This is a genomic window from Sphingopyxis sp. H073 (assembly GCF_001468395.1).
Lineage (GTDB): Bacteria > Pseudomonadota > Alphaproteobacteria > Sphingomonadales > Sphingomonadaceae > Sphingopyxis.
On record NZ_LNSG01000011.1, the window covers coordinates 16,054 to 42,618 of the forward strand.

The 26,565-nt window shown below is 65.9% G+C and carries 22 protein-coding genes and 2 pseudogenes; 11 read left to right on the forward strand and 13 right to left on the reverse strand.

What is annotated here, in order from left to right:
* Positions 1–182: 182 nt before the first annotated feature.
* Positions 183–2,792, reverse strand: coding sequence for a ribonuclease E/G (locus tag ATE64_RS17745; protein ID WP_058456296.1), 2,610 nt, complete (start codon positions 2,790–2,792; stop codon positions 183–185).
* 727 nt (positions 2,793–3,519) lie between these two features.
* On the opposite strand from ATE64_RS17745, the pseudogene ATE64_RS17750 reads away from it, so the two are divergent.
* The 6 genes and pseudogenes from ATE64_RS17750 to ATE64_RS17775 all read left to right on the forward strand — a co-directional run.
* Positions 3,520–4,311, forward strand: a pseudogene (locus tag ATE64_RS17750) (N-acetylmuramoyl-L-alanine amidase); the annotation flags it as partial.
* 55 nt (positions 4,312–4,366) lie between these two features.
* Positions 4,367–5,620 (forward strand): D-arabinono-1,4-lactone oxidase, encoded by a 1,254-nt coding sequence (locus ATE64_RS17755; protein WP_058456297.1) that lies wholly within the window; start codon positions 4,367–4,369, stop codon positions 5,618–5,620.
* Positions 5,617–6,762, forward strand: coding sequence for a DSD1 family PLP-dependent enzyme (locus ATE64_RS17760; RefSeq protein WP_058456298.1), 1,146 nt, complete (start codon positions 5,617–5,619; stop codon positions 6,760–6,762). The genes ATE64_RS17755 and ATE64_RS17760 overlap by 4 nt, the downstream gene beginning before the upstream one ends.
* 60 nt (positions 6,763–6,822) lie before the next feature.
* The gene (locus tag ATE64_RS17765) at positions 6,823–9,339 is read left to right on the forward strand and encodes a PBP1A family penicillin-binding protein (RefSeq protein ID WP_058456299.1); all 2,517 of its coding nucleotides are present in this window, start codon (positions 6,823–6,825) and stop codon (positions 9,337–9,339) included.
* A gap of 73 nt (positions 9,340–9,412) precedes the next feature.
* Positions 9,413–10,540, forward strand: a complete 1,128-nt coding sequence (gene prfB / locus ATE64_RS17770; RefSeq protein ID WP_058456300.1) for a peptide chain release factor 2 — start codon at positions 9,413–9,415, stop codon at positions 10,538–10,540.
* A gap of 2 nt (positions 10,541–10,542) precedes the next feature.
* The gene (locus ATE64_RS17775; RefSeq protein WP_156416606.1) at positions 10,543–11,259 is read left to right on the forward strand and encodes a class I SAM-dependent methyltransferase; all 717 of its coding nucleotides are present in this window, start codon (positions 10,543–10,545) and stop codon (positions 11,257–11,259) included.
* Here ATE64_RS17775 and ATE64_RS17780 read toward each other — a convergent pair.
* The 8 genes and pseudogenes from ATE64_RS17780 to ATE64_RS17815 all read right to left on the reverse strand — a co-directional run bounded on the left by ATE64_RS17780 (position 11,256) and on the right by ATE64_RS17815 (position 17,016).
* Entirely contained in the window at positions 11,256–11,621 is a 366-nt protein-coding gene (locus tag ATE64_RS17780; RefSeq protein WP_058456302.1) for a DsrE family protein, read from the reverse strand. The two genes, ATE64_RS17775 and ATE64_RS17780, sit on opposite strands and share 4 nt — an antisense overlap.
* On the reverse strand, positions 11,609–12,358 hold the full coding sequence (gene moeB, locus ATE64_RS17785; RefSeq protein ID WP_058456303.1) for a molybdopterin-synthase adenylyltransferase MoeB: 750 nt from the start codon (positions 12,356–12,358) through the stop codon (positions 11,609–11,611). Before moeB ends, ATE64_RS17780 begins: the two co-directional genes overlap by 13 nt.
* A 102-nt stretch (positions 12,359–12,460) precedes the next feature.
* Positions 12,461–12,922, reverse strand: a pseudogene (dut, locus tag ATE64_RS17790) (dUTP diphosphatase); the annotation flags it as partial.
* Complete coding sequence (coaBC, locus tag ATE64_RS17795) at positions 12,885–14,147, reverse strand: bifunctional phosphopantothenoylcysteine decarboxylase/phosphopantothenate--cysteine ligase CoaBC (protein ID WP_058456305.1); 1,263 nt, start codon at positions 14,145–14,147, stop codon at positions 12,885–12,887. The pseudogene dut and the gene coaBC, both read right to left, overlap by 38 nt.
* Positions 14,148–14,151: 4 nt before the next feature.
* Positions 14,152–14,448, reverse strand: a complete 297-nt coding sequence (locus ATE64_RS17800) for a CcdB family protein (protein ID WP_058456306.1) — start codon at positions 14,446–14,448, stop codon at positions 14,152–14,154.
* Positions 14,448–14,693 (reverse strand): type II toxin-antitoxin system CcdA family antitoxin, encoded by a 246-nt coding sequence (locus ATE64_RS17805; RefSeq protein ID WP_082657818.1) that lies wholly within the window; start codon positions 14,691–14,693, stop codon positions 14,448–14,450. Before ATE64_RS17805 ends, ATE64_RS17800 begins: the two co-directional genes overlap by 1 nt.
* 44 nt (positions 14,694–14,737) lie before the next feature.
* Positions 14,738–16,282 carry a 2-polyprenylphenol 6-hydroxylase gene (gene ubiB / locus ATE64_RS17810; protein WP_058456379.1) on the reverse strand — a complete coding sequence of 515 codons (1,545 nt, stop codon included), beginning with the start codon at positions 16,280–16,282 and terminating at the stop codon, positions 14,738–14,740.
* Positions 16,279–17,016 carry a class I SAM-dependent methyltransferase gene (locus ATE64_RS17815; RefSeq protein ID WP_058456308.1) on the reverse strand — a complete coding sequence of 246 codons (738 nt, stop codon included), beginning with the start codon at positions 17,014–17,016 and terminating at the stop codon, positions 16,279–16,281. Before ATE64_RS17815 ends, ubiB begins: the two co-directional genes overlap by 4 nt.
* Before the next feature lie 94 nt (positions 17,017–17,110).
* On the opposite strand from ATE64_RS17815, the gene mutM reads away from it, so the two are divergent.
* From mutM to dnaA, 3 genes are all read left to right on the forward strand, one after another.
* A complete protein-coding gene (gene mutM, locus ATE64_RS17820; protein ID WP_058456380.1) occupies positions 17,111–17,923 on the forward strand; it encodes a bifunctional DNA-formamidopyrimidine glycosylase/DNA-(apurinic or apyrimidinic site) lyase in 813 nt (270 codons plus the stop codon).
* A gap of 177 nt (positions 17,924–18,100) precedes the next feature.
* Positions 18,101–18,364 (forward strand): 30S ribosomal protein S20, encoded by a 264-nt coding sequence (gene rpsT / locus ATE64_RS17825; RefSeq protein ID WP_058456309.1) that lies wholly within the window; start codon positions 18,101–18,103, stop codon positions 18,362–18,364.
* 522 nt (positions 18,365–18,886) lie between these two features.
* The gene (dnaA, locus tag ATE64_RS17830) at positions 18,887–20,254 is read left to right on the forward strand and encodes a chromosomal replication initiator protein DnaA (protein WP_231729165.1); all 1,368 of its coding nucleotides are present in this window, start codon (positions 18,887–18,889) and stop codon (positions 20,252–20,254) included.
* Between the two features lie 76 nt (positions 20,255–20,330).
* Here the strand turns inward: dnaA and ATE64_RS17835 are convergent, their stop codons facing one another.
* The 4 genes from ATE64_RS17835 to secB all read right to left on the reverse strand — a co-directional run bounded on the left by ATE64_RS17835 (position 20,331) and on the right by secB (position 24,334).
* Positions 20,331–21,017 carry a DUF4136 domain-containing protein gene (locus tag ATE64_RS17835; RefSeq protein WP_058456311.1) on the reverse strand — a complete coding sequence of 229 codons (687 nt, stop codon included), beginning with the start codon at positions 21,015–21,017 and terminating at the stop codon, positions 20,331–20,333.
* 165 nt (positions 21,018–21,182) lie between these two features.
* A complete protein-coding gene (trpS, locus tag ATE64_RS17840) occupies positions 21,183–22,181 on the reverse strand; it encodes a tryptophan--tRNA ligase (RefSeq protein ID WP_058456312.1) in 999 nt (332 codons plus the stop codon).
* Between the two features lie 3 nt (positions 22,182–22,184).
* The gene (gene murJ / locus ATE64_RS17845; RefSeq protein WP_082657814.1) at positions 22,185–23,795 is read right to left on the reverse strand and encodes a murein biosynthesis integral membrane protein MurJ; all 1,611 of its coding nucleotides are present in this window, start codon (positions 23,793–23,795) and stop codon (positions 22,185–22,187) included.
* A 26-nt stretch (positions 23,796–23,821) separates the two neighbouring features.
* Entirely contained in the window at positions 23,822–24,334 is a 513-nt protein-coding gene (gene secB, locus ATE64_RS17850; protein ID WP_058456313.1) for a protein-export chaperone SecB, read from the reverse strand.
* A 207-nt stretch (positions 24,335–24,541) separates the two neighbouring features.
* Between secB and ATE64_RS17855 the strand changes: the two genes are divergently transcribed.
* Together ATE64_RS17855 and ATE64_RS17860 are read left to right on the forward strand one after the other, a co-directional pair.
* Positions 24,542–25,222, forward strand: coding sequence for a Tim44/TimA family putative adaptor protein (locus ATE64_RS17855; RefSeq protein ID WP_156416603.1), 681 nt, complete (start codon positions 24,542–24,544; stop codon positions 25,220–25,222).
* 5 nt (positions 25,223–25,227) lie between these two features.
* Positions 25,228–26,565 (forward strand): murein transglycosylase A, encoded by a 1,338-nt coding sequence (locus tag ATE64_RS17860; protein ID WP_240481999.1) that lies wholly within the window; start codon positions 25,228–25,230, stop codon positions 26,563–26,565.

Here is a 26,565-nt window from a genome sequence, read left to right on the forward strand (position 1 = left end):
GAGGATGCGCGGCAACGCACGAAGGCCATGCGCCCGGAGCGCCTTGTACGACGGGGAAGCGGTCATCGCCGACTGTCTCGCGCCGCGCGCCTGAACCTCGAGTGAAGCCATGGAAGGCTTATTGGGGTTCAGCGCGCGCGGACGCAAGGTCAGCGTGTCGTTTCTGCGGTCAACCGCGTCGATCAGTTGCCAAAGGTGCGCTGCCACCAACCGCGACGAGGTTCGCCGTCGGGGCCTGTGCCGTCCTCTTGACCATCTGCGGCAACCGTTTCCCGGTCGCTCGTCGTCGCTTCCTCGGGCGCAGCCTCGACCGCGACGGCCTTCTTCGCGCGGCTCGCACGCTTTTTGGGCGCGGGCTTGACGATTTCGGCATCATCCTCGGGTTCGACCGCCGGTGCTTCGGCAGCGGGCGCCTCGACGGCTTCGGGCACCTCGGCCTCGGCAGCCGCAGCAGCCTTGGTCTTGCGCGGCGCGCGCTTGCGTTTCGGCTTCTCCTCGGCGGCGGGCGATTCCTCGACAACCGGCTCGGGCGCAGCTTCGGTGGGAGCAGCTTCTTCTTCGGTCACTGGCTCGGCTTCGGCTTCTTCGACCTTCTTGCGACCGCGTCCGCCGCGGCGGCGCTTGGGCTTCGCCTCTTCCGCTTCGTCCGCTACCGGAGCAGCCTCTTCGGCGGCCGCTTCGCGGGGATCTTCGCCAATGTCCTCGCCGTCGGCAGCCTCACCCTCGGGCGCTTCGCTGCCTTCCTCATCGCGGCGACCGCGACGTCCACGGCGACGGCGGCGGCGGCGCTTGCGGCCCTCGCCATCCTCGCCCTCCGGGCGTTCCTGTCGTTCGCGGCGTGCGGGGCGCTCCTCGGCTTCGGCCTCCCCGGGCTCTTCCTCTTCTTCCTCGTCCTCATCGACGAAATCGTCGTCGTCATCCTCGATCGGGGCGATCGGCGCGAAGCTGCGGCGGGCGACGGGCGGCGGCCCGCCAACCTCGATCGCCATGCGCGCGCCCTCGGTCTCGCCATCGGGCAGGATTTCGACGCTGACGCCATAGAGTTCCTCGATCTCGCGCAGCTCGCGACGCTTTTCGTTGAGGAGGTAGAAGGTCGCCTCCTGGCTGGCGCGCAGGATGATCTTGCTGCCCTTGCCGCGTGCGGCTTCCTCTTCGATCAGGCGCAGCGCACTGAGGCCAGCCGAGCTGGCGGTCCGGACGAGGCCCGTGCCCTCGCAATGCGGGCAGGGGCGGGTCGAGGCTTCGAGCACGCCGGTTCGCAGGCGCTGGCGGCTCATCTCCATCAGGCCGAAGCCCGAAATGCGGCCGACCTGGATGCGCGCGCGGTCGTTCTTCAGCGCATCCTTCATCGCCCGTTCGACCTTTCGGACGTTCGAACCATGATCCATGTCGATGAAGTCGATGACGATCAGCCCGGCCATGTCGCGCAGGCGGAGCTGGCGCGCGATCTCGTGCGCGGCCTCGAGGTTGGTGTTGAGCGCGGTCTGCTCGATATTATGCTCGCGCGTCGACCGCCCCGAGTTGATGTCGATCGACACCAGTGCCTCGGTCGGGTTGATCACCAGATAACCACCCGACTTGAGCTGGACGACGGGATTGAGCATTCCCGCGAGCTGGTCCTCGACGCCGTAGCGCTGATAGAGCGAGACCGGGTCGGCATATTGCTTCACGCGCCGCGCGTGGCTCGGCATCAGCAGTTTCATGAACTGCTTGGCCGCCTTGTAACCCTCGTCGCCCTCGACGAGCACTTCCTCGATATCCTTGTGATAGATGTCGCGGATCGCGCGCTTGACGAGGTCGCTGTCGGAGTGGATCAGCGCCGGAGCGCTCGACCCCAAGGTCTTTTCGCGGATCTCGTCCCACAGGCGCGCGAGATAGTCGAAGTCGCGCTTGATCTCGACCTTGGTGCGGCTCATCCCCGCGGTGCGGACGATGCAGCCCATCGTCGGAGGCAGGTTGAGTTCGTCGATCATCGCCTTCAGCTTGCGGCGATCAGCGCCGTTCGAAATCTTGCGGCTGATCCCGCCGCCGTGCATCGTGTTCGGCATCAACACGCAATAGCGCCCGGCAAGCGACAGATAGGTGGTGAGGGCGGCGCCCTTGTTACCGCGTTCTTCCTTCACGACCTGGACCAGCATCACCTGACGGCGGCGGATGACGTCCTGGATCTTGTAGCGGCGGCGCAGCGACATGCGATTTTCGCCGTCTTCGTCGTCGCCCCGGCGGCCACGGCCACCCTTGCGGCCATTGCGTCCGCCTTTGCTCCGCCCGCGGCGGCGATCGCCGCGGCCGTCCCTGGCCTCTTCGCCCCCGTCGTCGCCGTCGGCCTCGCCATTGTCTTCGGCGTCGTCATGCTCATCGTCGCCGTCTTCGCCCACCGTTTCGGGCGCGCGCGGGGCGTCGCCATTATCGTCACCGTTATCGTCGTCATGATATTCGACATCGGCGACGTCGCCTTCGAGCTCGTCGAGGTCATCCTCGGCGCGCTGCGCCGCCGCGGCGGCATGTTCAGCCTCTTCGCGAAGCAGCGCCTCGCGATCTTCCTTCGGAATCTGGTAATAGTCGGGGTGGATTTCGCTGAAGGCCAGGAAACCGTGGCGATTGCCGCCATATTCGACGAACGCCGCCTGCAGGGACGGTTCGACGCGGGTAACCTTGGCCAGATAGATATTGCCCTTGAGCTGCTTGTGCTCGGCGGACTCGAAATCAAACTCCTCGATGCGGTTTCCCTTGGTGACGGCGACCCGGGTCTCTTCCCGGTGCCGCGCGTCGATCAACATGCGCGTGGTCATTAGTATCACTCCAGGCGCGCAGTGGCGCGCCAAACAAAAAGGCCGCGACCATCCTTGGCGGACGGCGGCGGTCGATAGGGTTCAAAGAAAAAAAGACGTTATTGCCGCGCGGGGCCCGCGTCCGGTCGTGGACGCGCATGCGGTCTTTCGCCGCGACACATGCGGAAGCAAAAGCCTCCGCGTCGCGATCGAAAGAGGGCATGGCAAGCCTCATACGGCATCAACCTGTTTCGGGGCGGACGGGAAGCCGGGGCAATTTTCCGTCGGAAAAATCGCGTCAGCCGCCCGATCAGCCGGGTGGATCGACGGAGCGAGATTTTCGGCAGGTCCGGCACCGGGGCGGCCATGATCCGCGATTCGCGAGATCAGGCCTCTTCCCCTCAAAAGGCCGGACGGAGCCGGAAAGTCCTCCGTCGTGGCAGGGTGCTAGCATCGGCATGGGCCGACGGCAACCTCCACCACCCGATAAAGATGGGAGAGTGTGACCACATTGCAACCATCTCGCCGCATTCTCCCGTCTTTGCCGCATGCGTCCGGCGTGGTTAACCGCCGTTTGACACAGGCTGGCTAATAAGGGATTTGCCCTGTTGGATTGCCCCGGCGCCATGGAATGACGATGATCCTGCCCTTTCTCCTCGTGGCAATCGCACCGGCCCCGGCGCTTCCGGTCGAAGCCGCGCTGCATCCTCGCCGGAGCGAAGCGGCGCGACACGCCGGTTTCTTGCGCGCCGATCGCCCGAAAAAGCGCTACAGCGTCACTGTTCCGATCGGCAAGCCCAAGCCCGCAGTGGCCCTGCCGCGGATCGAAGGCCCCGACAATCCGCGCCTGCCGCTCGTGGTGATCGACGCCGGGCACGGCGGACACGATCCGGGCGCGACTTCTCCCTACAGCGGCAAGCGCGAAAAGGATCTGACGCTGGAGCTCGCGCGCGCGATCCGCGACGATCTGGTCGCCGGGGGCCGCGTCCGCGTCGCGCTTACGCGGTCCGACGACCGCTACCTCGTGCTAGAGGAGCGTTACGGCATCGCCCGGCGGCTGAAAGCCGACCTGTTCCTTTCGATCCACGCCGACGCGGCAGAGAATGAGCAGGCAAACGGCGCGTCGGTCTATACGCTCTCCGAGGTCGCATCCGACCGTGAAGCCGCGCGGCTCGCGGCGCGCGAGAACAAGGCGAACATCATCAACGGCGTAGACCTTGGCGCGCACAGCAACGACGTATCGTCTATCCTGCTCGACCTCACGCAACGCGAGACGATGAATGTCGCGTCGGATTTCGCGAGGCTGCTGCAGCGCGAGGCATCGGACGAGATGACCTTCCGGACGACCGCGCACCGTTTCGCGTCGTTCGTCGTGCTCAAGGCGCCCGATACGCCCTCGGTGCTGTTCGAGACGGGCTTCATCTCGAACAAGGGCGATTCCGAGTTTCTGACGTCGAAGGGTGGGCAGAAAAAGGTCGCGCGCGGAGTACGCGACGCGGTGCAGATTCATTTCGCACGGAAGATCGCCGCCGCGCGCTGAAACGCCTTGACCATCGCCCGGCGCGCCGACAGCTTGCCGGCGACGGGAGAGATCGATGGGGTGGAGCAACTGGTCGGGCAGCGTGACCGCGCCCGCCGAGGTCGCAAGGCCGCAAAGCGAAGACGAATTGGCCGCGCTCGTACGCCGCGCGGGCAAGGTCCGCGCGACCGGCGCCGGGCACAGCTTCATGCCGCTCTGCCAGTCGGACGAACTGATCCTCGGCCTCGACCGGCTGGCCGGAGAGATGCGGATAGCCGCCGACCGGACCACCGCGCACATTCCGGCGGGCTGGAGCATCAGGAAGCTGACCGCAGCGCTTTGGGAGGCGGGCCTGTCGCTCGCCAATCAGGGCGACGTCAATCCGCAGTCGCTTGCAGGCGCGATGGCGACCGGCACACACGGCACCGGCATCGACCTTGGTTCGCTGGCGACGATGGCGCGCGGTTTTCGTCTGGTTGGCGCCGACGGTGCGACGCGGTGGTGCGACGCCGCGACCGAAGCGGACCTCTATCAGGCGCAGCGGCTGTCGCTCGGGATGTTCGGGATCGCGACAGAAATCGAGGTCGCCGTCGTTCCCGCCTATCATCTCGAGGAGCGGATCGAGAAGCGGCGCTGGAGCGAGGTGCGCGAAAGCTATGACGAGCTTGCTTCGCAGCACCGCCACATCGAATTCTGGCTCTTTCCGCACGCCGACGACGTGATCCTGAAGACGCTCACGCCGTGCGACCCTTGCGATCCGCCGCCCTCGACGACCGACATGGAGGAGAGCGCCTTTCGCCGCGTGCTCGATATCGCCGCGAAACTGCCCTTCCTCACCCCCTTCCTGCAGCGCGCGATCATGCGGACGCGGTTCGACGGACATCGCCACGGCCCCGCCCATGCGATCTTTCCGTCCGACCGGACGATCCGCTTCGAGGAAATGGAATATGAACTGCCGCGCGCGGCGGGTCTGGCGGCGCTGGACGAAGTCGTTGGCTGGATTCGCAAGAAGCGGCTGCCGGTGACCTTCCCCTTCGAATATCGCACCGTCGCGGCCGATGATATCTGGATGAGCCCGATGAACGCCGGACCCGTCGCGGCGATTTCGATGCACCAATATGCCAGGATGCCGTGGCAAAGCCATTTTGCGGGCGCCGAGGCGATCTTCCGCAGCTTCGGCGGACGGCCGCACTGGGCGAAGCGCCACACGCTGACGCGCGATGACGTCGACGCGCTTTACCCGATGGCCGAGCACTATCGCACCGCACGCCGCGCCGCCGACCCGCACGGCAAATTTCTCAACGCGCATCTGGAGAGCCTGTTTTCATGAGCGACGATTTGACCCTGCACGCGCATCTGATCGGTCGGCAGGGGTCGCGCGCCGATCTCAACACGCCCGTGCTCGTGCTCGACCGGGGAGCGCTCGACCGCAATATCGCCGCGATGGCCGAACTGGCGGCGCGGCATGGCGTGGGGCTCCGTCCGCACGCGAAGACGCACAAGAGCGTCGACATCGCGCTGCGCCAGATCGGCGCGGGCGCGCTCGGCGTGTGCTGCGCGAAGATCGGCGAGGCCGAAGTCCTGTGCGATGGCGGGATAACCGGCATCCTGATCACCTCACCCGTCGCGGCGCCGCGTGCGATCGAACGGCTTGCCGCGCTCGCGGCGCGTGCCGTGGGGCTGATGGCGGTGGTCGATCATCCCGCCGTCGCCCGGCGAATCGACGCAGCGCTTGCGACGGCGGGGACGACGCTCGACGTCATCATCGACATCGATCCCGGTATCGCACGCACCGGTGTGGCGTCGGCGGAGGCAGCGGTCGCACTGGCGGAGACGATTGAGGGGCTGCCGAACCTCAATGGGCGCGGCGTGCAATTCTACTGCGGTTCACAGCAGCATATCGAGAATTATGCCGAACGCCGCGCGGCGATCGTCGAACGCACCGGCTATCTAAAGTCGGTGATGGCGGCGCTGACCGAGGCCGGATTCAAGCCCGAGATCGTCACCGGATCGGGCACCGGCACGCACCGGATCGATCTCGACCTCGGCGTCTTCACCGAGTTGCAGGCCGGCTCCTATGTCTTCATGGACCAGCAATATCTAGACTGCGATCTGACCGGCAACGACAGCACTCCGTTCGAAACCGCGCTCGGCGTCGACGCGCGCGTGGTCAGCGCCAATCATTCGGGGCTCGTGACGATCGATGCCGGATTCAAGTCGCTTTCGACCGACGGCGGCGTCGCGGTGGTGCGGCACGGCGCACCCGAAACCGCGTTCTTCGTCTTCATGGGCGACGAACATGCGGCGCTGATCGCGCCGGGCATCGGCGAGCAGCTCATACCCGGCGATCCGGTGACGCTGACAGTGCCGCACTGCGACCCGACCGTGAACCTCTACGATCATTATCATGTCGTCGAGGGCGACACGCTGGTTGCCATATGGCCCGTGAGCGCTCGCGGCAGAGCGCGGTAAGGCAAACCGCCGCAACGCAGCTTCCCTTTCGTTCACGCAGGCTTTAGAGGCTCTTCGCATATGGCTTCCGAGACCGCGTCCCATTTCCGCCTGCGCCTGCGCCGCGACAGCAATGCCGTCATCGCCTGGTTCCGCGAGATGTGGACACGGCGCTGGTTCCGCATCCTCGGCTATCTGGCGGGCGCGGGGCTGCTCGCCATGCTGCTGATCTGGGTGGCCTTCGCGCGCAACCTGCCGTCGGTCGACCAACTGCGCGATTATCAGCCGCCGCTGCCGACGATGGTCCGCGACGCCGAGGGCAAGCCGGTGCACAGCTATGCGCGCGAGCGGCGCGTCCAGCTCGAATATGCGGAATATCCGCAACTGCTGGTCCGCGCCTATCTCGCGGCCGAGGATCGCACCTTCTTCGAACATGGCGGGATCGACTATCCGGGCATCGTCACCGCGATCATCACCAACCTCACCAACAGCGGCCGCCCCGTAGGCGCCTCGACGATCACGCAGCAGGTCGCGAAGAACCTGCTGCTGACCAATGAGGTCAGCTACACGCGCAAGATTCGAGAGGCGATCCTCGCCAAGCGCATCGAGGCAGCGCTGACCAAGGAGCAGATTCTCGAACTCTATCTGAACGAAATCCCGCTCGGCCGTCGCAGCTTCGGCGTACAGGCCGCGGCGCGCGCCTATTTCGACAAGGATGTCGACCAGCTCGCGCTCCATGAAATGGCGTTTCTCGCGATCCTGCCGAAGGCACCTGAAACCTATGGCCGCGCGCGCAACGCCGACAAGGCGATGGCGCGACGCAATTTCGTGCTGTCCGAAATGTACCGCAACGGATGGATCACGGCGGCGCAGCGCGACGCCGCGCAGGCGCAGCCGCTCGGCCTCACCAACAGCGGCAACACCGCGATCGCGCAGGTCGGCGGCTATTACATGGAAGAGGTGCGGCGACAGCTGATCGACCAGTTCGGCGAAACCCCCGAAGACGGTCCGCTGTCGGTCTATGGCGGCGGTCTGTGGGTGCGCACCGCCTACGACGGCAAGATGCAGCAGGCGACGACCAAAGCGCTGCGCCGCGGCCTTATCCGTTACGACACAGGCAAGGGCTGGTCGGGGCCGATCGCGACGATCGAAGCCGACGACCAGTGGCAGAGCCGCCTCGCGTCGAGCTTCATCGGCATTGATTACGACCAGTGGCGGATCGCGGCAGTGTTGTCGAAATCGGCGAGCGCCGCGCGGATCGGTTTCGCCAATGGCGACACGGGCAGCCTGCCCGCGAGCGCGGCGCAGCTCGGCTATCGCAAGAGCGGCGGCCCGGCCTTCTCGGCGCTGCGCCCCGGCGACCTGATCGCGGTCAGGGCGACCGCACCCGGCGTCTATCAGCTCAAGAATATCCCTGAAGTGTCGGGCGGGATGGTCGTCGAAAGCCCGCATTCGGGGCGCATCTATGCGATGCAGGGCGGCTTCGACGTCCGCCTGTCGCCCTTCAACCGCGCGACGCAGGCCGAGCGCCAGCCGGGTTCGACGATCAAGCCCTTCGTCTATGCCGCCGCACTCGACAACGGGATGACCCCCGCGACGATGATCGTCGACGGGCCTTTCTGCGTCTATCAGGGCGCGCGTTTCGGCAATAAATGCTTTCGCAACTTCGGCGGCAGCGCGGGGTCGGGCGAGCATACGATGCGCTGGGGCCTCGAACAGTCGCGCAACCTGATGACGGTGCGGACCGCGAGCCAGATCGGCATGGAACCGGTCGTCGAGACGATCCAGACGATGGGCATCGGCAAGCACGAACCCTATCTCTCGACCGCGCTCGGCGCCGGGTCGACTACGGTCGAGAAGATCACCAATGCCTATGCGATGCTCGCGAACCATGGCCGCGAACTCAAGCCGCGCCTGATCGACTATGCGCAGGACCGCCGCGGCAAGGTCATCTTCCCGAAGAATTGGCGGCCCTGCCAGGGCTGCAACATGAAGGACTGGGACGGCAAGCCGATGCCGCGCTTTGCCAAGACCGGCAAGCAGCTGATGGACCCGATGACGGCCTATCAGGTCGTCCACATGCTCGAGGGCGTCGTCCAGCGCGGCACCGCGGTGCGCCTTCGCGACCTCGGCGTCCCGCTGTTCGGCAAGACGGGGACGACCTCGGGGCCGAAGGACGTCTGGTTCGTCGGCGGGTCGCCCGACGTGATCGCGGGCGTCTATATCGGCTTCGACCAGCCGCGAAACATGGGCGGCTATGCGCAGGGCGGCAGCCTTGCGGCGCCGATCTTCAAGGAATTCTTCCAGGGGTCGCTGATGGATGCGCCGCCGGTGCCCTTCACTGCGCCGAAGGGCATTCGCATGGTGCGTATCGACCGCCAGTCGGGCCGCCGCGTCTATGGCAGCTGGCCGGGCACCGACCCCAAGGCCGCGATCATCTGGGAAGCCTTCAAGCCCGAAAGCGAACCGCGCCGCACGATCCGTGAGGACGAGATCAAACCGATCAAGACGCCGAAACGGTCGAACGGCCCGGCGCAGAAGGGATCGTCGGGCCGCACCGACACCGACTTCCTCGACGACCGCGGCGGGATTATCTGACGCCAGTAATCTGGCTTGTCACCGGCGCCCGAGCCTCTATGGCCGGTCGCATCGGATTTCAGGAGCAAAGACCATGCGCGCCGAAGCGCAGGATCATGTCGATACCATCAAGGCCGCCCTCGCGTTGCTGCGCCGCTTCCTCGACTGGGACCGCGCGGTGCGCCGCCTCGACGAACTCAACGCGAAGGTCGAGGACCCGACGCTGTGGGACAATCCCAAGGCGGCACAGGACGTCATGCGCGAACGCCGCCGCCTCGATGAGGCGATCACCGCGACGCGCGCGATCGAAAGGGAGATGGGCGACACGGTCGAACTGATCGAACTCGCCGAGATGGAAGGCGACGAGGCGCTGGTCGACGATGCCGTCGCCGCGCTGGCGACGCTCGCCGCGCGCGCCGAAGACGACAAGATCAAGGCGTTGCTCGCGGGCGAGGCCGACAGTTACGACTGCTATATCGAGGTCCACGCCGGCGCCGGCGGCACCGAAAGCCAGGACTGGGCCGAAATGCTCCAGCGGATGTACAGCCGCTGGGCCGAGAAGCGCGGCATGAAGGTCGAGCTGATCGAATATCAGGCGGGCGAGCAAGCGGGGATCAAATCGGCGACGATGCTGGTCAAGGGCGAGAATGCCTATGGCTATGCCAAGACCGAAAGCGGGGTCCACCGCCTCGTCCGCATCTCGCCCTACGACAGCTCGGCGCGGCGCCATACCAGCTTCTCGTCGGTGTGGGTCTATCCGGTGATCGACGACAATATCGAGATCGAGATCAAGGAAAGCGACCTCAAGATCGACACTTATCGCGCCTCGGGCGCCGGCGGCCAGCACGTCAACACGACCGATTCGGCGGTGCGCATCACCCACATGCCGACCGGTATCGTCGTCGCGTCGCAGATCGACCGTTCGCAGCACAAGAATCGCGCGACCGCGATGGGGATGCTGAAGGCGCGCCTTTATGAAGCCGAGCTGCAGAAGCGCGAGGCCGAAGCATCGGGCGAATATCAGGCGAAGACCGAGATCGGTTGGGGCCACCAGATCCGCTCCTACGTCCTTCAGCCCTATCAGCTGGTGAAGGACCTGCGCACCGGGGTTACCTCGACCGCGCCGGGCGACGTCCTCGACGGTGCGCTCGATCCGTTCATGGCGGCGGCGCTGTCGCAGAAGGTGACGGGCGAAAAGGTCGAGGTGGAGGACATCGACTGATGATGCGCGGCGTCCTCGCGGCGCTGGCCCTCGTGCCGCTGCTTGGCGGCTGCGACGGCCCGTGGAACGAGGATAGCGATCGTATCGAGACCGCGCGTGAATTCCCGCCTGCAGATCGACCGGTTGCGCCGATCACCTCGACCAAATGGTCGACCGAGGAAGCGCGCGACCGCGTCAACGAAGCCGATGACGTGATGGATTCGGCCGACGTCCGCCCGGGAATGACCGTCGCCGACATCGGCGCGGGCGATGGCTACTACACCGTGCGCCTCGCCCCTCGCGTCGGTGCAACGGGCCGCGTGCTCGCGCAGGACATCCAGCCCGAAGTGATCGAGCGCCTCGCCGATCGGGTCGCACGCGAGCGGCTCGACAATGTCTCGCTCAAGCTCGGCGCGGTCGACGATCCGCGACTGCCGGCGAACAGCTTCGACCGCGTGTTCATGGTCCATATGTATCACGAGATCGGCGAGCCCTATGCCTTCCTCTGGCGATTGCGCCCGGCGCTGCGGGCCGGCGGGCAGGTGATCGTCGTGGACGGCGACCGTTCGATCGCGCAGCACGGCACCCCCTTCCGCCTGCTCGTCTGCGAGTTCGAGGCGGTGGGCTACAAGCTGGTGTCGTACAACGACAAGGCGCACGCCGGCGGCTATCTCGCGCGCTTCGTCCCCGAGGGCGAGCGCCCCGCACCCGACGCGATCACAGTCTGCAAAAATCCCTAATAGGTTAGCAGCTGGTCGTTCGGCCCACTGTCGGCAAGAAAACTGACGAGACCGCCCGCGCGGACCTGCGGCACCAAGTCGCTTGCCGTCATCCGCACCAGCGCCATGCCCGACTGACAGACGGTCAGCCGCACGTCCATCGCCATCGCCTCGGCGATCAGCGAGACGAGATCGGGTTGTCCCGCGGCGCGCCGCGCGGGGTCGCCGTCGAACGCGACGGGTGTGCGGAGCAGCGCCGCGGCTTCGCCCTGCAGGAAGATGCGCGCCGATCGGCCGAGCGCCGCCGCCGCCGCCGCGACTTCGAGCGCGGCATAGAAGCGCTGGCCATCGGCCGAGGCGACGATGATGCTCAGCCCCGGCATATCGGACACTCGGGATCCTTGGGCACCGCCACTTCGCGCCAGCGTCGGTCGAGCATGTCGATGATCGCGAGCTTGCCGGTCAGGGGCTGCCCCCATCCGGTGAGCGCGCGCACCGCTTCGAGCGCCGCCATCGTCCCGATCATCCCCGCAAGCGCGCCCATCACCCCCTGTTCGGCGCAGTTGATTCCGGGCCGGTCGGGGTCGTCGCCGACGAGACAGGCATAGCAGGGGCTGTCCTCCCGCCAACCTTCATAGAGCGCGACCTGCCCTTCGAACGCGCCGATCGCGGCCGAGAGCAATGGAATTCCGAGCGTAACGGCGGTGCGGTTGACGGTCAGCCGCGTTTCGAAATTATCGCAGCCATCGAGGATCAGGCCGGCACCGGTCAGCAGAGCATCGGCGTTGCCCGCATCGAGCCGCCGGGGAACCGCGACGGCCTCGACATGCGGATTGATCCGCCGCGCGGCGTCGGCGGCGACGTCGGCCTTGGGGGATCCGATATCGGCGTCGGCAAATAGAGGCTGGCGCTGGAGATTGCTGCGCTCGACGACATCATGGTCGATGATCGTCAGTTGACCGATGCCCGCCGCCGCAAGATAGGTAATCGCCGGACAACCGATGCCGCCCGCACCGATGACCGCGACATGCGCGGTCTTCAGCTTCGCCTGCCCCGCGCCGCCAAAGGCGGGCAGGATGATCTGGCGTGCATAGCGGTCGAGTTCGGCGTCTGACAGCAACGCCTATTCGCCCGGCTGGCGGAGTTTCATCGCGGACAGCGAGCCGACATTTTCGGGGATATTGTCATCTTCGATCGCGTCGTCACCGGTGCCGCTCGCGACGCCGGTCGACCCAAAGCCTCCGGCCCCGCGGGCGGTTTCATCGAGCGTCTCGACCTCGGCAAAGACGGCGCGCTGGACGGGCGCCGGGACGAGCTGCGCGATGCGGTCGCCACGCGTGATCTCGAAATTATCCTCCGACAGGTTGGCGAGGATCACCTTCACTTCGCCGCGATAGTCGCTGTCGATCGTGCCCGGCGTGTTGAGACAGGTGATACCGTGCTTGAGCGCCAGACCCGATCGCGGGCGAACCTGTACCTCATAACCGGGCGGGATCGCCATCGCGAAGCCGGTCGCGACCGCGTGGCGCGTGCCCGGCCGCAGGGTCAGCGTTTCGGCGGCGACGACGTCCATCCCCGCTGCGCCGCCCGACGCATAAGCGGGAAGCGGCAGGCCGCCGCCGTTCGGCAGGCGCTGGATGGCGATCTCAATCGGAATTAGCGGGTGCACGGGTTGCGAGTTCATCGGCGATCTTTTCCATCAATTTGCGGGCGACCGCGTTTTTGGGCAGCCGGTCCCAACTATCTACGCCTGCTTTGCTAACGATATGTACCCGGTTCGTCTCGCCCCCCATCGGGTCGACCGAGACGTCGTTGGCGACGATCCAGTCGCAGCCCTTGCGTGCGAGCTTGGCCTCGGCATGCGCGATCACATCGTTGGTTTCGGCGGCGAAGCCGATCAGCAGCGGCGGGCGCTGCGGGCTTTTCGCGACGCTGGCGAGAATATCGGGATTCTCGGCGAGCGCCAGCGGCGGCACGGCGCCGCTGCCGTCTTTCTTGATCTTTTGCGGCGCGGTGTCTGCCGCACGCCAGTCGGCGACCGCAGCAACCATGATCGCGGCGTCGACCGGCAGGCCCGCTTCGACCTCGGCCGCCATCTCGCGCGCGGTCTCGACATCGACCCGGATCACTCCGGGGGGCGTCGGCAGATCGACGGGGCCGGCGATCAACAGCACCTCGGCGCCCGCTTCGGCGGCGGCGGCGGCGATCGCGAAGCCCTGCTTCCCGCTCGAGCGGTTGGCGATGTAGCGCACCGGGTCGATCGGCTCGTGCGTCGGGCCGGCGGTTATCAGGATGCGGCGGCCGAACAGCGGGCGATGGCTCGCGGGCGCGAAGTCGGGCTGGCCGGCGAGCGGGATCGGGGCGGGCGCGTTGGCGAGCGTCCGGTCGATCGCCGCCTTGATCGCTTCGGGTTCGGGCAAGCGGCCCGGGCCATATTCGCCGCACGCCATTTCGCCCTCGTCGGGCTCCATCACGGTGACACCGTCGCCGCGCAGCGTCGCGACGTTGCGGCGCGTGGCGGGGTGCAGCCACATGCGGACGTTCATGGCGGGCGCCGCGAGCACGGGCTTGTCGGTCGCGAGCAAAAGCGTCGTTGCCATATCGTCGGCGATGCCCGCCGCCATCTTTGCAAGCAGGTCCGCGGTCGCCGGCGCGACGACGACCAGGTCGGCCTCGCGGCTTAGCTGGATATGCCCCATTTCAACCTCGTCCTTCAGGTCGAAAAGATTTGTATATACTTTATTTTCGGACAGCGCGGCGAGCGTCAGCGGGGTCACGAACTGCTCGCCCGCGCGGGTGAGCACGCAGCGCACGACATAGCCCGACTTGCGAAGCAGCCGGATGAGTTCGATGCTCTTGTACGCAGCGATACCGCCACCGACGATGAGCAGGATGCGGGGATTGGCCATCGTTTCAGTATCCCGTCAGCAGGACGTCGAGCGCCCCGACAATCGTGAAATGCTCGCTTTCCAGATTGGCGATCGGACGTTGCAGACGGTCTCGCGGGATCGCGAAGATCAATTGGGTGGCCATTATCAGTTCCTCGCCATTGATGGCAAAGGCCGGGTTGAGCCGGGGAACCGGTTCAAAACCCTTGGCCGGCATGAGCGGCACCACGACACGCGTTACGAGATCGCCAAGCAATTCGCTCTGACAGTCGAGCAGATAGCCCAATCCGCGCGAGCCCGGATAAACGTCGTACCGCGCCATCAAAACTGCCGGTATTTGTCATAAGGCATGCCATTTTTGCGGATATATTCGTTCCAGCTCTCGATGGCCGCGCGGTTTTCCTCTTTCCACGCGGCGTCTCGCGCCTTCTTGACCTCGGCGGCAAGGCCGGACTGGCAGGCATCGCTGACGTTGATGCCCAGCTTTTTCGCCTCTTCGACAAGCTCGGCATTCAATGAAACATTGGTTGCCTTTTTGGGCCCTTCGAATCGCGCTGGACGGTTCACCACCATTCTCCTTGCGCATAATCTATGCGCAGATCGCTCCCCGTTCAACCCATCCAGTTCAGAGCCGCCGCCCCGGCCGCCGCGCCTGCCAGCGCGGTCAGCGCATACCGCCACCAGCGCCGCGTCGCGCGCTTTTCCCACATCAGGGGAATGTCGGGCAGCGGCGGTGCGGGCGGCGCGGCGCCTTTCTTGGGCAATTGCTGATCGAGGCGGCGAATGATGTCGGGGATCAGCGCCAGCGTCTTGCCCTGTTCGCGGAGGCCATCGGCGAGCGCGGCTTCGGGGCCGAGTTCGTCGCGGATCCATTCGCTTACAAACGGGCCGGAAACGTCCCACATGTTGATCTTCGGATTGAGCATCGTCGCGACGCCCTCAACCATCACCATCGTCTTTTGAAGAAGGAGGAGGTGCGGCTGCGTCTGCATGTCGAAATCGCGCGTGATCGCGAACAGCCCGTCGAGCATCTGACCGACGCTGAGCTCGCTCACCGGCTTGCCACGCATCGGCTCGCCGACCGCGCGCAGCGCCGTCGCGAACTCCTCGACGCTGTGATAGTCGGGCACATATTGCGCCTCGAAATGAATCTCGGCGACGCGGCGGTAATTGCCCGTTGTCAGGCCATAAAGGATTTCGGCGAGCCAGTAGCGCGCCTGCCGGTTGATCCGCCCCATGATACCGAAATCGACCGCGGCGATCGTCCCATCGGCCTTCACGAACAAATTGCCCTGGTGCATGTCGGCGTGGAAGAAGCCCTCGGCGATCGCCTGCCGCAGAAAGGCGTTCACCAGATTGCCCGACAAGGCCTCCATGTCGTGCCCCGCCGCGACCAGCTGATCGCGGTGCGAAATCTTGATGCCGTCGATCCAGTCGAGCGTCATCACGCGATTGGCGGTGCGATCCCAGTCGATCGCGGGCACCTCGTAAGTCGGTACGGCCGCCATCGCGTCGGCGAGCTCCGACGCCGAAGCGGCCTCGCGGCGCAGGTCGAGTTCGCGCAGCGTCCAGCGGCGGAAGTTGGCTATCACCTGCCGCGGGCGGAGGCGGCTCGCCTCGCCGCCAAGCGCCTCGAGATGCGCGGCGGCCCATTCATAGGTTTCGATGTCGCGCGCGAACTGCTTGTCGATACCGGGGCGGCGGACCTTGACCGCGACCCTGCGGCCGTCGGTCGTCACCGCCCGGTGGACCTGGGCGATCGAGGCCGAGCCGACGGGTTCGGGATCGAATTCGCTATAGAGGCTTTCGAGCGGAGCTTCGAACGTCGATTCGATTTCTTGCCGGATGCGGTCGAAAGCGACGGGCGCGAGCGCGTCCTGCAAAGTGAGCAGGTTACGCGCAGCCTCTTCGCCGACGAGATCGGGACGCGTTGCGAGCGTCTGGCCAAGCTTGACCGCGGCGGGGCCGATCGCCTGAAAGGCCGCGGCATAGTCGGGCACCGCGGGCTGGATCGTCCCGAAGCGCGCAATGCGGCACAGGCGCTTGACCCCCGGCGGGGTCTGCGGCGCGCTCTCGATCCCGCGCAGCGCGCCATGGCGCGCGAGGATGCGTCCCCACTTCAGCAAGCGGGCAATATGGGTGATCGGTCGGGTCAAGCTTTCCACCCACTGTGGATCGCGACGAGGCCGCCCATGATCGGCTCGACCTTCACCGCTGTGAAGCCCGCCTCGCGGATCATCCGCGCGAATTCGGGCATCGGCGGGAAGCGGCGGATCGATTCGATCAGGTAGCGATAGCTGTCCTCGTCGTCGGCGATCAGCTTGCCGAGCTTCGGCACTAAATGATGCGAATAGGCGTCATAGACCTGTGCGAAGCCCGGCCATTCGTTGGTCGAAAATTCGAGGCAGAAGAAACGCCCGCCAAAGCGCAGCACGCGGTGCGCTTCCTTCAGCGCCGCAGGGATGTCGGTGACGTTGCGGATACCGAAGGCGATCGTATAGGCGTCGAAAAACTGGTCGGGAAAGGAGAGCTTCTCGGCATTCTGTTCGGACCAGACGAGCGTGTCGATCCCGCGCTCCGCCGCGCGCTCCATGCCCACGCCGAGCATGTCCGGGTTGATGTCGGCGACAGTGATGCTGGCGCCCGACCGCTCCATGCGGAAGGCGATGTCGCCGGTGCCACCCGCCATGTCGAGGATCGTCTCGCCCTCGCGCGGTTTGACGCGGCGCACGAAGCGATCCTTCCACAGGCGATGCATACCGCCCGACATCGCATCGTTCATGATGTCATACTTGCGCGCGACGCGGCTGAACACTTCGCCGACCATCGCGGTCTTCTCGCCCGCGGGGACTTGCTCATAGCCGAAGCTGACGGTTTCCGGAGTGGCCATGCAATTGCGCTTTCATGCGGGGAGAAACAAAGTCTGACCGGCCTTTAGCCAAGGGTTGAAGCGCAAGCAAATGGCGCGTAGCCGGTTCGTCGATATGCCCGAACTTCCCGAAGTCGAAACCACCGTTCGCGGCCTGACGCCCTTCCTCGAAGGGCAAAGGCTGGTCGCCGTTACGACCTTCCGCCCCGACCTCCGCCGCCCCTTTCCCGCCGACCTTGCGCAGCGACTGAGCGGCGCGACGGTCACCAGCCTGTCGCGCCGCGCCAAATATGGCATCGTCTCGACCGACCGCGACGACCATATGATCTTCCACCTCGGCATGTCGGGGCGCTGGCGGACCGAGGGCGGCGAGGCGGGCAAACATGACCATCTGCTGCTGGAGACGGCCGCGGGACACCGGCTGTTCCTGCACGACCCGCGGCGGTTCGGATCGGTCGACCTGGTGAACGGCGACCCGCTCGCGCTGTTCCCGTCCTTCGTGTCATTGGGCCCCGAGCCGCTGTCGGACGATTTCGACGCCGCCTATTTGGCGCGCGCGCTGGCGGGACGCCGGGCGCCGATCAAGGCGATGCTGCTCGACCAGACAATCGTCGCCGGGCTGGGCAACATCTATGTCTGCGAGGCGCTGAACGTGGCGAAGATTTCGCCGCTGAGGCCAGCGGCCGATGTGTCCAGGGCGAAACTGGCCGCGCTCGTGCCGGCAATCAAGGATGTCCTGATCGCGGCGATCGCCGCGGGCGGATCGACCTTGCGCGATTTCCTGAGCCCCGAGGGCGATCTGGGCTATTTCGCCAAGGACTGGCGCGTCTATGGCCGCGAGGGCGGGACGTGCGAATGCGGCGGCAAGATCGCGCGCACGGTGCAGAGCGGCCGCTCGACCTTTCATTGCCCGAAATGCCAGCGTTAGGGGCGTTTCGCGGTTGACCCGAAATGACAATCTGGCTATGGGCGCACCCTTCGAGCAGGGTCCGGTCGTCCGGAACCGGCCGCATCCGGACATTGATTCGCTGCTTTCGCGCGATTCGGCTGCTCCGCTGAGGCTGTGCTCCGACCATGTAGACCGTTTGAAAGACTAGAGGAATTTATGGCCAATACGCCGCAGGCAAAGAAGCGCATCCGCCGCAACCAGGCGCGTGCCACGATCAACAAGAATCGCGTTTCGCGCATCCGCACGCTGGTTAAGAAGGTCGAGGCCGCCGTCGCTTCGGGCGACAAGGACGCTGCGGCGACCGCGCTGAAGGCGGCGCAGCCCGAAATGGCGCGCGGCGTTGCCAAGGGCGTGCTCCACAAGAACACGGTCGCCCGCAAATATGCGCGCCTGACCAAGAGCGTGAACGCGATCGCCTAACCGCGCGATCGCCTGAACCCATTGTCCCGAAAGGGAACAAAAAGGACCCGCCGGCACCCAGTCGGCGGGTCCTTTTTTATGGCCCACTTTGTGACTCGGCGATGGCATTTGTGTTGCAGCGCGGTAAGTCACGGAATTCTCGCGATTCGCTAGCGTCACAAACGATGTCACAAATAATGCATTGAAATTATTGAATAAAAATTGATCTTGGCGCGATTCCTGACCCCATCGGGAGTCAAGATTTTTATTTCAGTATTTTTACATGAGCGCCCCTTGATCGACTCGGCACCGCCTGCCTAGACAGGGGTGTCGTCGGCCTTCGCTGGCGGCCGCCACATCGACATGATTCGTTCTTTTTCGGACTGCGTGTCCGGGACAGGATGCTTGCGCCCTAGGCGTGGGCTGTGACGGACCAGTATGTGCGCAGGCCGCGCGAAGCGTCTGGACGGTGGGGGACTTCAGGGGGCGACAAGGGTGATACAAAGCAGGAATCGGCATGGGATGGACGCAAGGGATGGAGCTGTGAGTGGTGGAGACGCCGCTACGCTCTGGCCGCGCGTCGCAGAGGGGCTGCGCCGCGACCTCGGCGCGCGCACCTTCGACCATTGGCTGAAGCCGGTCCGCTTTGCCGACTATTGCGCGCTTTCGGGCGTCGTGACGCTCGAGACCGCCAGCCGCTTTTCGGCAAACTGGATCAACGAACGCTTTGGCGAACGGCTCGAACTCGCGTGGCGGCAGCAATTGCCCACGGTGCGCGGGGTAACGGTGCGCGGCGGCGCAGCGGCCGCCGACCGTGCGACCGCCCTGTCGTCGCAGCCGCTCCCCGCGTTCGAGGCGCCGCAACCGCCCCCCGCCGCGAACCCTGCCCTGCTCGGTTTCGATCCGCGCCTCTCGTTCGACCGTTTCGTCGTCGCGCGCTCGAACATTCTCGCCGCCAATGCCGCACGGCGCATGGCGATGGCCGAGACACCGCAGTTCAACCCGCTCTATCTCTGCTCGGGTACCGGTCAGGGCAAGACGCACCTGCTTCAGGCGATCGCGCAGGATTATGCCGCGTCGCACCCGACCGCGAATATCATCCTGATGTCGGCCGAGAAGTTCATGCTCGAATTCGTCGGCGCGATGCGCGGCGGCGACATGATGGCGTTCAAGGCGCGGCTGCGCGCCGCCGACCTGCTGCTGCTCGACGACCTGCAGTTCGTGATCGGAAAGAATTCGACGCAGGAAGAGCTGCTTCACACGATCGACGACCTGATGACCGCGGGCAAGCGCCTCGTCGTCACCGCCGACCGGCCGCCGGCGATGCTCGACGGGGTCGAGGCACGGCTCCTGTCGCGGCTGTCGGGCGGGCTCGTCGCCGACATCGAGGCGCCCGAGGATGATCTTCGCGAACGGATCATCCGCCAGCGGCTCGCCGCGATGCCGATGGTCGAGGTGCCCGACGCGGTCGTTGCCTATCTGGTCAAGCATTTCACCCGCAACATCCGCGAGCTCGAAGGCGCGCTCAACAAGCTGCTCGCCTACGCCGCGCTCACCGGCACGACGGTCGACCTCGCGCTCGCCGAAGACCGGCTGGCGGAGAATGTTCGCAGCGCGCGCCCGCGGATCACGATCGACGAGATCCAGCGCGCAGTGTGCGCTCACTACCGTCTCGACAAGTCGGAAATGGCCTCGAAGCGCCGCGTCCGCGCCGTCGCCCGCCCGCGTCAGGTCGCGATGTATCTCGCAAAGGAACTGACGCCGCGCTCTTATCCCGAGATCGGTCGCCGCTTCGGCGGGCGCGACCATTCGACGGTGATTCACGCCGTACGCACGGTCGAGGCGCTGCGCGTCGCCGACAGCGAACTCGACGCCGAAATTGCCGCCATCCGGCGCAGCCTGAACAGCTGATTGGGTCGCACCAAGGAAAAGGCCCGGCTTCCCTGGGGAAGCCGGGCCTTTTTTCTTGTCGCTTGCCGCTTGGCGATCAGCCCTTTTCGGGCGGCGCCACGGTGATGCGCACGCGCTCGCCCGAATTGCCGGGGAAGCCCGTGAACATCGCCTCGACGAGGTTCGGGACGATCGCCTGCAGATTATTGTCGCGCGACTGCGCTTCGGCATGGCCTTCGAACAGGCGATAACCATCGGCGGCGCGGTTGATCTGGAGGTTGAGGCCGCTGGTGTAGACGGTGTAGCTCGACACGTCGTTATAACCCCAGCCGGGTCCGAAACCGCCCCACAGGAAGGGGTCGCGATAGCCATAGACATAGCGGCGGCCGCCCGAACCGCGGACGATCACGGGGCGATAATAGGAAGGACCCCAGCCGCCGTACCATGGATCGCCGAAGCCGGGGCTCGAGACGACCTTCTCGCGGCCCTTGTCGACGCCATAGTCCATGCGGACGACAAGGTCCGGGCGCTCCCCGCTACTGGCAGGACGATAGCCGTAGCGGGTGAGTTCGCCCGCCACGAGATTGGCATATTGGCCGAACTCGATGCCGCCCTGCAACGCGGGATTGCTCGCCTCGATCGCAAAACTCTGGCCCTGCGGCGCGGGAAGCTGCGTCTGGAAGCGCGCGACATCGGCCTTGAAAGGCGTCGCGCAGCTTGCGAGCGCCAGTGCGGCACCCGTCATGGCGGCCAGGCCGAGATGCCGGAAATTGATCTTGCTCATGTCTCTGCTCCGTGATTCGGATCGGCACACACGGCGCCTTTTATAGCATGACTATATCGATGCGACTTAACCTTGGTTGAACCCGCTTCGTCGCGCGGCGGTTCCATCTCCCCGATATGGGGAGGTGGAACCGGCAAACAAGATTTTTCGTAATGAGACGAAGGCTTAACGGCAGAGCCCAAGCGCGGCATAGGCGGCATCGAGCGTCGGCTTGGCGAGCGCCGCGGCGCGCGCCGCGCCGGCTTCCAGCGCCGCGTCGATCGCCGCCGGATCGGCCTTCAATTCGGCAAAGCGCGTCGCGATCGGCCGCAGCGTCTCGACGAGCAATTCGCCGAGTGCCGGCTTGAACGCCCCGAACCCCTGCCCCGCAAAGCGCGCGAGCACCTGATCGACGCTTTCATCGGCCATCGCGGCATATATCGAAACGAGATTGGCCGCCTCGGCCCGACCTTCGAGCCCCGCGGCTTCGGACGGCAGCGGTTCGGGATCGGTCTTCGCCTTCCGGATCTTCGCCATGATCGTATCGGGATCGTCGATCAGGTTGATCCGGCTCGCGTCACTCGGGTCCGATTTCGACATCTTCGCCGTCCCGTCGCGCAGGCTCATGATCCGCGCCGCGGTCGGCGGGATCGTCGGCTCGGGAAGCGTGAAGGTCTCGGTCCCGGTATCGAGGTTGAACTTGGTCGCTATGTCGCGCGCGAGCTCGAGATGCTGTTTCTGATCGTCGCCGACGGGGACATGCGTCGTCTGATAGAGCAGCACGTCAGCCGCCTGCAGTACCGGATAGGCATAGAGGCCGACGCTCGCGCCCTCGCGGTTCTTGCCCGACTTTTCCTTGAACTGCGTCATCCGGTTGAGCCAGCCGATCCGCGCGGTGCAGAAGAGCAGCCAGGCGAGTTCGGCATGCGCGGGGACGCGCGCCTGGTTGAACAGGATCGCCTTGTCGGGGTCGATACCGGCCGCCATCAGCGCCGCCGCCATTTCGCGCGTGTTCGCGGTGAGCTCGGCCGGGTCGTTGTGGACGGTGATCGCGTGAAGATCCGCGAGGAAGTAAAGCTTTTCCCCCGGCATATCGTCCTGCATCCGCACCCAGTTGCGAATCGCGCCCAGATAATTGCCGAGGTGCAAATTTCCGGTGGGCTGGATGCCCGATAGCGTCCGCATGCCTTATTCCTTCGTGGTCGCCGCGCCATTGCGGCGCCGCCGCGTCAGCATGGCGAGCAGATCCTTGTCAAGCGCGCCGGTCGCGAAGGCGGCGGCAAAAAAGACCATGCCGCCCGCGGCGACGAGGATGGCGAGCGACCAGACGCGCTCGAAGGCACTGCCGCCGTAAAAGGGCTCCATCAGCGGCATCATATAGAGGAGCAATGCCGCCATCGCCGCGACCGCAACCAGCTGGCGCGCGATGCGCCCGGCGAGCTTCGCCGTGAAATGGAACCAACCGCGACGATGAAGCACCGTATAGAGCAACAGGCAATTGACCGACGCCGACACCGCGGTCGCTCCGGCGAGCCCGACGATGCCATAGCGTTCGACGACATAAAGGTTGATCACGATGTTGACGAGCAGCGAGGCAAGCGCGGTCCACACCGGCGTCTTGGTATCCTCGCGCGCGAAGAAGCCGGGATTGAGGATTTTCACGATCACATAGGCGGGCAGGCCGCAGATCAGCGCGACGACGATTTGCGCCATGATCACGCCGTCGCCCGCGGTGAACTTGCCGCCGACGAAGAAGGCGGTGACGAACGCCGGTGCGCAGATCGCGAGCGCCGCCGCAGCGGGGAGCGTCAGCAGCGTGGCAATTTCGAACGCGTTCGCCTGCAACCGCTGTGCCTCCGATGAGTCGCCGCTGTGGATGTGGCGCGAGAGCATCGGCAGGATCGCGGTGCCCAGCGCGATGCCGACGATCCCGAGCGGCAACTGGTTGAGTCGGTCGGCAAGCTTGAGCAAAGTCAGCGACCCCTGCGGCAGCGAGGTCGCGAAGAAGGTGTCGACGAACTGGCTGACCTGATAGATGCCGGCGCCGAAGGTCGCGGGCAGAATCAGCGCCCCAAGCCGCTTCACCTCGGGGGTGAATTTCGGGAAGCGCCAGTGGAGCGTCAGGCCCGCGCGCCGCACCGCCCACACCATATAGGCGAGCTGAACGACGCCCGCGAGGCTCACCGCGATCGCGAGCGCTTCCGCAACGATCCGGTCGTCGCCGCCGGGACCGCGCAGCCACCAGCCGGTGACTATCCCGCCGATCAGCACGATATTGAGCAATACCGGCGCAAAGGCGCCGGGCGCGAAGCGCGAGCGCGCGTTGAGCAGGCCCGAGAGCATCGCGACGAGGCTGATGAGCGCCAGATAGGGAAAGGTCACGCGGCTCAGGAACACCGCGAAGTCGAACTTGCCCGGCACCTGCTGGAAATCGCGCGCGAGCAGCCACACGATCCCGGGCATCACAACCATCATGATCGCGGAGAAGCCGAGCAGCACCCAGAGGAAGACCGAGAGCACATCGTCGGCGAATTTCGCCGCCGCTTCCTCACCGCCCGCTCCGCCTTGTCCCGTTCCGTGCAGCGCGCGGCTGTACATCGGCACGAAGGCGACCGAAAAGGCCCCTTCCGCAAACAGTCGGCGGAAGGTGTTGGGCAGGGTGAAGGCCAGCTGGAAGGCGTCGGCGGCGAGCCCGGCGCCGAGGACGCGGGCAAGCAGCATGTCACGCGCAAAGCCGAAAAGGCGGCTGACCATCGTCAGGCCGCCGATCGTCCCCACGCTTTTGACGAGGCTGCTCAACCGCTCCGCCTGCCCCGTCGTGGGGTTTAGGCCTGACCGACCACGACGTCGCCGGCCGCTTCGGCCTGCATCGCCTGCGCCTGTTGCATGAACAGGCCGTGAAAATCGATCGGTTCGAGGAGCAAAGGCGCGAAGCCGCCGTCGCGCACGACGTCGGCGACGACGCGGCGCGCGAAGGGGAAGAGGATGCGCGGCGCTTCGGCCAGGAAGAAGGGCTGCAGCTGGTCGTCAGGGACGTTGCGGACGCCGAACAGGCCGGCATATTTCAGGTCGACGATGAACGACGTGCCCTCGTCGGTCTTCGACGTGATGTCGATCTTCAGCGACACTTCGTACAGATTTTCGCCGACGTTGTCGGCACCGATGTTGAACTGGACATCGACCTGCGGCGCCGACTGCCATTGGTAGACGGCGGGCGCGTTCGGATTTTCGAACGACAGATCCTTCACATATTGCGAGATCAGACCGATCGCGGGCGCGGTATCCTCGCCGTTCGGCTGCAGGGCGGGGTTGAAGTCGCTGCTGGTCTCGTCAGCCATGATCTTAACGCTTTCGTTGGAAAAAAATGGGAAGGATCGGCCGCGAAGGCGGCGCGTTGCCGCGGCGCTTAGCAGCGGCGAAGCGTCAGCACAATGGGCGCGAATCGTTGACCTGCCGCAAGCCTGCGGTCATGGTGATTTGAAACATGGCCGCGGATCGCCTATGTTGAACCAAGATTTTCCATCGTCCGCACTGGATATTTGCCTGTGACCGCTTTTTCGATCGTCCTGCTCGCCATGATCGCTGCCTTTTTGGGTATGCGGCTCTACTCGGTGCTCGGCAAGCGAACGGGGCACGAGCAGGAACCCGTGCTCCCGCGCCGCGACGACCGTCCAACCTCGCCTTCTGCCTCCGCGCCGGTTCGCCTCGACGACGCCGACACGTTGAGCGCGCCGCAGGCGGCCGCGCCCGGCGGGACAGGCCTCGTCTATGAACCCGCCGCCGAAGCGGGCCTTCGCCAGCTGCTCGCGAGCGATCGCAATTTCGACGCCGGCCGCTTCATGGAGGGCGCCGAGGCGGCGTATCGGATGATCCTCGAGGCCTTCTGGACCGGCGACCGCGACACGCTCCGCGACCTCTGCGACGACGACAGCTACGATGGTTTCGTCACCGCGATCGAAGCGCGCGAGGCGCGCGGCGAGAAACTCGACAACCGCCTGATCGGGATCGATTCGGCAAAGATCACTGCGGTCGAGATCGACCGCCGCGAGGCGCGCATCACCGTCCGCTACCGGGCCGACATCAGCGCCGTCACCCGCGACGCCGACGGCAAGATGATCGCGGGGTCGATGAGCGACGCGTCGCAGACCGACGATTTCTGGACCTTCCGCCGCCAGCTCGGCAGCAGCGATCCGAACTGGTTGCTCGACGAAGTCGAAGCCGCCTGATTTCCGTGGCTGACGCGAAGACGCACCGGGCGCCGCTGGCGCGCCGATCCGGCTTCGCCCTCTTGGCCTTCCTGCCGTTGCTGTCGGCCTGCACTTCGGTGATCCCCGAAGCGGGCCCGCGTCCGGCCGCTGCGACGCAGGCCCCCACGCCTGCGCCCACGCCCGTCGGTTCCCCGCGCCCCTATACGCCGCGCCCATCGGAAACCGGGAGTGTCGCCGCGCAGCCGGTCCCTGCGGCACCCAATCCGCCGCTACCGGCACCCGCCCCGTCCGCGACAGCGACGACCGCGGCCGAGGCGGGCGTGATCGTCGGGCCGGAATATACCGAGCTGGGGATCGGCGCCGAACAGGCGACCGCCGCGCTGAAGGCGTTTCGCCTGAGCTGTCCATCGCTGCTCCGCCGCACCGACACGAGCGGTCTCACCCAGAATGCCGAATGGACCGAAAGCTGTGCCGCGGCGAAAAACTGGGCCGACCGCGACGCGACCAATTTCTTCAGCCGCTATTTCGGGACCGTGCAGGTCGGCGCGGGCACCGCCTTCGTTACCGGCTATTACGAGCCCGAAATCGCCGGATCGCGGACCCCGCGCCCGGGCTATGACGTGCCCATCTATCGCCGTCCCGCCGACCTGGTCGACGTCGACCTCGGCCAGTTTTCGGGCGACCTCGCGGGCAAGAAGATCCGCGGCCGCGTCGAAGGCGGCAATCTCATTCCCTATTACGACCGCACCGCGATCGAGAGCGGCGCGCTCGCGAACCGCGGTCTCGAAATCGCCTGGGCGGCCGACGCCGCCGAATTCTTCTTCCTGCAAGTTCAGGGGTCGGGGCGCCTCCGCCTGCCCGACGGCGGGATCATGCGGATCGGCTACGACAGTCAGAACGGCCGCGATTATGTCGGCATCGGCAAGCTCCTGCTCGACCGCGGCGAGTTGCAGCGAGGACAGGCGTCGATGCAGGGCATCCTCGACTATCTGCGCGCCGATCCCGTGCGCGGCGCGGCGGTGATGAACGAGAATCCGAGCTGGGTCTTCTTTCGCGAAATCACCGGCCCCGGACCGCTCGGCGCGCTCGGCGTCCCGGTGACCGCGCGCTCAAGCCTTGCCGCCGATCCCAAATTTGTGCCGCTCGGCGCGCCGGTCTTCCTGTCGCTCGACCGCGCCGAACCGAACGGGCTTTGGATCGTACAGGACACCGGCGGCGCGATAAAGGGCGCAAACCGCTTCGACAGTTTCTGGGGCGCGGGCGATCAGGCGCGCGCGATCGCCGGCGGCATGGCGGCGCGCGGCGCGGCGCTGCTCCTCCTGCCGCGCGCGAGGGTCGCGCGGCTCGCCCCGCGACCCTGA

What these genes read in the sequence shown, in the direction of transcription:
- ATE64_RS17745 (WP_058456296.1), bottom strand. Translation starts at nt 2,792, where the DNA reads ATGACCACGCGCATGTTGATCGACGCGCGGCACCGGGAAGAGACCCGG.
- ATE64_RS17755 (WP_058456297.1), top strand. Translation starts at nt 4,367, where the DNA reads ATGGGGTGGAGCAACTGGTCGGGCAGCGTGACCGCGCCCGCCGAGGTC.
- ATE64_RS17760 (WP_058456298.1), top strand. Translation starts at nt 5,617, where the DNA reads ATGAGCGACGATTTGACCCTGCACGCGCATCTGATCGGTCGGCAGGGG.
- ATE64_RS17765 (WP_058456299.1), top strand. Translation starts at nt 6,823, where the DNA reads ATGGCTTCCGAGACCGCGTCCCATTTCCGCCTGCGCCTGCGCCGCGAC.
- prfB (WP_058456300.1), top strand. Translation starts at nt 9,413, where the DNA reads ATGCGCGCCGAAGCGCAGGATCATGTCGATACCATCAAGGCCGCCCTC.
- ATE64_RS17775 (WP_156416606.1), top strand. Translation starts at nt 10,543, where the DNA reads ATGCGCGGCGTCCTCGCGGCGCTGGCCCTCGTGCCGCTGCTTGGCGGC.
- ATE64_RS17780 (WP_058456302.1), bottom strand. Translation starts at nt 11,621, where the DNA reads ATGCCGGGGCTGAGCATCATCGTCGCCTCGGCCGATGGCCAGCGCTTC.
- coaBC (WP_058456305.1), bottom strand. Translation starts at nt 14,147, where the DNA reads ATGGCCAATCCCCGCATCCTGCTCATCGTCGGTGGCGGTATCGCTGCG.
- ATE64_RS17800 (WP_058456306.1), bottom strand. Translation starts at nt 14,448, where the DNA reads ATGGCGCGGTACGACGTTTATCCGGGCTCGCGCGGATTGGGCTATCTG.
- ATE64_RS17815 (WP_058456308.1), bottom strand. Translation starts at nt 17,016, where the DNA reads ATGGCCACTCCGGAAACCGTCAGCTTCGGCTATGAGCAAGTCCCCGCG.
- mutM (WP_058456380.1), top strand. Translation starts at nt 17,111, where the DNA reads ATGCCCGAACTTCCCGAAGTCGAAACCACCGTTCGCGGCCTGACGCCC.
- rpsT (WP_058456309.1), top strand. Translation starts at nt 18,101, where the DNA reads ATGGCCAATACGCCGCAGGCAAAGAAGCGCATCCGCCGCAACCAGGCG.
- ATE64_RS17835 (WP_058456311.1), bottom strand. Translation starts at nt 21,017, where the DNA reads ATGAGCAAGATCAATTTCCGGCATCTCGGCCTGGCCGCCATGACGGGT.
- trpS (WP_058456312.1), bottom strand. Translation starts at nt 22,181, where the DNA reads ATGCGGACGCTATCGGGCATCCAGCCCACCGGAAATTTGCACCTCGGC.
- secB (WP_058456313.1), bottom strand. Translation starts at nt 24,334, where the DNA reads ATGGCTGACGAGACCAGCAGCGACTTCAACCCCGCCCTGCAGCCGAAC.